Origin of the sequence: Mucilaginibacter lacusdianchii, from assembly GCF_009770985.1 — a bacterium.
In the GTDB taxonomy this organism is placed as follows: domain Bacteria; phylum Bacteroidota; class Bacteroidia; order Sphingobacteriales; family Sphingobacteriaceae; genus Mucilaginibacter; species Mucilaginibacter lacusdianchii.
Map to the genome: position 1 here is coordinate 1 of NZ_WSRW01000015.1, position 5,836 is coordinate 5,836.

Here is a 5,836-nt window from a genome sequence, read left to right on the forward strand (position 1 = left end):
AAACGCAAAACCCCTCACTTGTGTTAACAAGGAGGGGTTTAAGAGCGATAAGATTGGGCGCCGACCTACTCTCCCACGTGTTACCGCAGTACCATCGGCTCTGGCGGGCTTAACTTCTCTGTTCGGAATGGGAAGAGGTGGACACCGCCGATATAGGCACCTGAATATTTTTAATGTTGCCTCAGTAGCAACAATGACATATGATTGAAAGAAGTAGTTGATGGCTGAAAAGACAGCAGCTTTTTTGTTTTGATGGTGCTGCATCCGGAAAGAATGCAGCACACTATCTGTTTGTTGTTCCGAAGAAAGCGTCGGGCAATTAGTATTACTCGGCTATGATGTCACCACCTTTACACCTGTAACCTATCAACGTGGTAGTCTTCCACGACCCTCAAGGGAAGTCTCATCTTGTGGCTAGTTTCGCACTTAGATGCTTTCAGCGCTTATCTATTCCAAGCGTAGCTACTCTGCAGTACAACTGGCGTCATAACAGATTCACTAGAGGCTTGTCCAACCCGGTCCTCTCGTACTAAGGTCAGCCCCACTCAAACTTCCTGCGCCCACAACAGATAGGGACCGAACTGTCTCGCGACGTTCTGAACCCAGCTCGCGTGCCACTTTAATCGGCGAACAGCCGAACCCTTGGGACCTTCTCCAGCCCCAGGATGTGACGAGCCGACATCGAGGTGCCAAACCTCCCCGTCGATATGAGCTCTTGGGGGAGATCAGCCTGTTATCCCCAGCGTACCTTTTATCCTTTGAGCGATGGCCCTTCCATGCAGAACCACCGGATCACTATATCCGTCTTTCGACCCAGCTCGGCTTGTCTGCCTCACTGTCAAGCAAGCTTATGCTATTGCACTCCCCGTACGGTTACCAAGCGTACTGAGCTTACCTTTGAAAGCCTCCGTTACCTTTTTGGAGGCGACCACCCCAGTCAAACTACCCGCCAAACAATGTCCCCCGCCGTGCAGGGTTAGACACCAAATACAGAAAGGGCGGTATTTCAAGGTTGGCTCCATGAGTCCTGGCGAACCCACTTCGCTGCCTCCCGCCTATCCTACACATCCTGTATCCGATATCAATGTTAAGTTGTAGTGAAGGTGCATGGGGTCTTTCCGTCCCGTTGCGGGTAACCGGCGTCTTCACCGATACCACAATTTCACCGAGCTCATGGCTGAGACAGCGCCCAGATCGTTACACCATTCGTGCAGGTCGGAACTTACCCGACAAGGAATTTCGCTACCTTAGGACCGTTATAGTTACGGCCGCCGTTTACTGGGGCTTCGATTCAATGCTTCGCCTTACGACTAACATCCCCTCTTAACCTTCCAGCACCGGGCAGGTGTCAGGCCTTATACGTCATCTTTCGATTTTGCAAAGCCATGTGTTTTTGTTAAACAGTCGCCTGGGCCTTTTCACTGCGGCTTGTATTGCTACAAGCGCCCCTTCTCCCGAAGTTACAGGGCCATTTTGCCGAGTTCCTTAGCCATGAATCACTCGAGCACCTTAGGATTCTCTCCTCGACTACCTGTGTCGGTTTACGGTACGGGTTTTGATAACCTGAAGCTTAGCAGGTTTTCTTGGAAGTCTGATTACCATCACTATCACGCCACCCGAAGGCTTTGTGTACTATCGGCCTTCAGCAAACCGGGCGTACTTTACTACCCAGCCTATACCTACAGCCTTTAACGTGCTATTCCGTCAGCACGCGGATGTGTCACTACTCCGTCACTGCATCGCAGTTATCAAAAGTACTGGAATATTAACCAGTTGTCCATCGGAATCTCCACTCGGATTATCCTTAGGCCCCGACTAACCCTGATCCGATTAGCGTTGATCAGGAAACCTTAGTCTTTCGGTGGGCGGGTTTCTCTCCCGCCTTATCGTTACTTATGCCTACATTTGCTTTTCTACAATCTCCACATGCACTTGTCGTGTCATGCTTCACTGACGGTAGAATGCTCCCCTACCAGTGTATATAAATATACAATCCATAGCTTCGGTATACTATTTAATGCCCGTTTATTATCCATGCCCGACCGCTCGACTAGTGAGCTGTTACGCACTCTTTAAATGAATGGCTGCTTCCAAGCCAACATCCTAGCTGTCTGTGCAGTCGGACCTCGTTAGTTCAACTTAATAGTAATTTGGGGACCTTAGCTGATGGTCTGGGTTCTTTCCCTCTCGGCCCTGGACCTTAGCACCCAGAGCCTCACTCCAGCGTATGTTAACTAGCATTCGGAGTTTGTCTGGATTTGGTAGGATTTGACTCCCCCGCACCCAATCAGTAGCTCTACCTCTAATTAACTCAACCGCCAGGCTGTTCCTAAAAACATTTCGGGGAGTACGAGCTATTTCCCAGTTTGATTAGCCTTTCACCCCTACCCACAAATCATCCGGAAACTTTTCAACGTTTATCGGTTCGGTCCTCCAGTACCTGTTACGGCACCTTCAACCTGTCCATGGGTAGATCACAAGGTTTCGCGTCTACCTCCTCTGACTATGCGCCCTATTCAGACTCGCTTTCGCTTCGGCTTCGTGTCTTAAACACTTAACCTTGCCAGAGAAGAGTAACTCGTAGGCTCATTATGCAAAAGGCACGCCGTCACAGAACAAGTCTGCTCCGACCGCTTGTAAGCACACGGTTTCAGGTTCTATTTCACTCCCCTGTTCGGGGTTCTTTTCACCTTTCCCTCACGGTACTGGTTCACTATCGGTCTCTCAGTAGTATTTAGCCTTACCGGATGGTGCCGGCAGATTCCTACAAGGCGTCTCCGACCTCGCAGTACTCAGGATACCACTAAACCATTATTCCTTACGCGTACGCAGCTCTCATGCTCTATGGCGGGCCTTCCCATGCCCTTCCGCTTCAGTTTAATGTGCTATATCGTGGTCCTACAACCCCTACTATGCCGTAACATAGTAGGTTTGGGCTCGTTCCCTTTCGCTCGCCACTACTCAGGAAATCACTATTGTTTTCTCTTCCTCTGCTTACTTAGATGTTTCAGTTCAGCAGGTTTGCGCTTTTGCAATCCATCTTCAATGGATTAGGTTTCCCCATTCGGAAATCTCCGGATTAATTCTTATTTGCAAATCCCCGGAGCTTATCGCAGCTTATCACGTCCTTCATCGCCTCTGAGAGCCAAGGCATCCCCCGTGTGCCCTTTCTTACTTTCTTCTACGCATGCCGCTTTTGCTCGGCATGGTATGTCTTTATATGTTGGATAGTTATTTACATTAGAAGCAAGAACCAAGATTCAAGAACCAAGACCGAGGTCTTACTACTTTATACTTGTTACTTTCTACTAACTTTTATAACTGTCCCACTGTTGTCTTTTCAGTTTGTCAATTACTTCTTCCAATATGTCAAAGAACTTTTGTTTTCATCTATAACGTTAGTTTACCGTTGTAAACTACCTGTAGAAAACAGCGTGGAGAATAACGGATTCGAACCGTTGACCCCCTGCGTGCAAGGCAGGTGCTCTAGCCAGCTGAGCTAATTCCCCGAAAGAATCCAGATTCCCTTTGTAGTAGTCTCGAGCAGATTTGAACTGCTGACCCCTACATTATCAGTGTAGTGCTCTAACCAAACTGAGCTACGAGACTTTGTTTTATGGTTAAAGCCACAATAAGTTCTCACTTATCTTTCCCTGATATGGCTTTCTTTTTCTTTTGGGTTTCTTCTTTTTACTTGTTTAAGAAATTCATGTGCGTAGCAGTTGTCTCTATCCTTTTTTCCACATCGTTACTTTAGTGGAATACTGCTCCAGAAAGGAGGTATTCCAGCCGCACCTTCCGGTACGGCTACCTTGTTACGACTTAGCCCCAGTTACCGGTTTTACCCTAGGACGCTCCTTGCGGTTACATACTTTAGGTACCCCCAGCTTCCATGGCTTGACGGGCGGTGTGTACAAGGCCCGGGAACGTATTCACCGCGTCATTGCTGATACGCGATTACTAGCGAATCCAACTTCATAAGGTCGAGTTGCAGACCTCAATCCGAACTGTGAATGGCTTTTTGAGATTAGCATCCTGTTGCCAGGTAGCAGCCCTCTGTACCATCCATTGTAGCACGTGTGTAGCCCCGGACGTAAGGGCCATGATGACTTGACGTCGTCCCCTCCTTCCTCTCTACTTGCGTAGGCAGTCTGTTTAGAGTCCCCACCATTATGTGCTGGCAACTAAACATAGGGGTTGCGCTCGTTGCGGGACTTAACCCAACACCTCACGGCACGAGCTGACGACAGCCATGCAGCACCTAGTTTCGTGTCCCGAAGGACTGATTCGTCTCTGAATCATTCACTAACTTTCAAGCCCGGGTAAGGTTCCTCGCGTATCATCGAATTAAACCACATGCTCCTCCGCTTGTGCGGGCCCCCGTCAATTCCTTTGAGTTTCACCCTTGCGGGCGTACTCCCCAGGTGGAATACTTAACGCTTTCGCTTAGACGCTGACCGTATATCGCCAACATCGAGTATTCATCGTTTAGGGCGTGGACTACCAGGGTATCTAATCCTGTTTGATCCCCACGCTTTCGTGCCTCAGTGTCAATCACACTTTAGTAAGCTGCCTTCGCAATCGGTGTTCTGTGACATATCTATGCATTTCACCGCTACTTGTCACATTCCGCCTACTTCAACTGTATTCAAGCCCATCAGTATCAAAGGCACTGCGATAGTTAAGCTACCGTCTTTCACCCCTGACTTAATAGGCCACCTACGCACCCTTTAAACCCAATAAATCCGGATAACGCTTGGATCCTCCGTATTACCGCGGCTGCTGGCACGGAGTTAGCCGATCCTTATTCTTACCGTACATTCAGCTTGATATACATATCAAGGTTTATTCCGGTACAAAAGCAGTTTACAACCCATAGGGCCGTCTTCCTGCACGCGGCATGGCTGGTTCAGAGTTGCCTCCATTGACCAATATTCCTTACTGCTGCCTCCCGTAGGAGTCTGGTCCGTGTCTCAGTACCAGTGTGGGGGGTCATCCTCTCAGATCCCCTAGACATCGTCGCCTTGGTGGGCCGTTACCCACACCAACTAGCTAATGTCCCGCATGCCCATCTTCATCCTATAAATATTTGATCATTATGCAATGCTGCACTGTGATTTTATGCGGTGTTAATCTCTCTTTCGAGAGGCTATCCCCCTGATGAAGGTAGGTTACATACGTGTTACGCACCCGTGCGCCACTCTCATGAGAAGCAAGCTCCTCAATCCCGTCCGACTTGCATGTATTAGGCCTGCCGCTAGCGTTCATCCTGAGCCAGGATCAAACTCTCCATTGTAAAATGTTTTGTTTGTATCCAGACCCTATTACTCAAAATAGAAATCTGTATTAATTATATCTTTATACAGTATTCCGTAACTTATCGTGGTTTTGGTTTTGACTGAGAACAACCTCAATGGTTGTCTCCCGCTACGCTACATGATTATTTCTTAAAAGAACTTTTCTCGCTTCCCCGTCACGGTTCCGCTTTTTATATCTATCTTACCGTTGCGGTAAGTGATGTTTCTGATTTTGTTTCCCTTTCGTTTCGATTGGGAGTGCAAAGGTAGAAAGCTTTTCCGAATTTCCAAAATCTTTTTTCAGATTTTTTTCTTTCTTTCTCGCTCAGCTTCCGTGTGCATTTCTGCTTTCCTGGTAACGCTAAGCCGCTTTTCAATCTTCGCCCCTTTCCTCGTGATTGGGAGTGCAAAGGTACATTTCTTTTTCGCTTCGTCAAGAACTTTTTTCAAGTTTTTTTAAGGCTGATTTAACTGCCTTTCCAAAGCCCCGTCCCTGACCAGTCACCTGCCGCCTCGTGGCTGCAGCCAACTGCTGTTCC

2 tRNA genes and 3 rRNA genes are annotated in these 5,836 nt (G+C 48.2%); all 5 read right to left on the reverse strand.

The features are described from left to right. Nucleotides 1-52 precede the first annotated feature (52 nt). The 5 genes from rrf to GPM24_RS22030 all read right to left on the reverse strand — a co-directional run bounded on the left by rrf (nucleotide 53) and on the right by GPM24_RS22030 (nucleotide 5,296). Nucleotides 53-164, reverse strand: a 5S ribosomal RNA gene (gene rrf, locus GPM24_RS22010). Nucleotides 165-299: 135 nt separating this feature from the next. Next, nucleotides 300-3,182: ribosomal RNA gene (locus GPM24_RS22015) — 23S ribosomal RNA — on the reverse strand. A gap of 253 nt (nucleotides 3,183-3,435) precedes the next feature. Beyond that, nucleotides 3,436-3,509: transfer RNA gene (locus GPM24_RS22020), tRNA-Ala, on the reverse strand. A gap of 25 nt (nucleotides 3,510-3,534) precedes the next feature. Next, nucleotides 3,535-3,609, reverse strand: a tRNA-Ile gene (locus tag GPM24_RS22025). Nucleotides 3,610-3,773: 164 nt separating this feature from the next. Beyond that, nucleotides 3,774-5,296: ribosomal RNA gene (locus GPM24_RS22030) — 16S ribosomal RNA — on the reverse strand. The 16S, 23S and 5S rRNA genes sit together here with 2 tRNA genes alongside, the layout of an rRNA operon. Nucleotides 5,297-5,836: the final 540 nt, after the last annotated feature.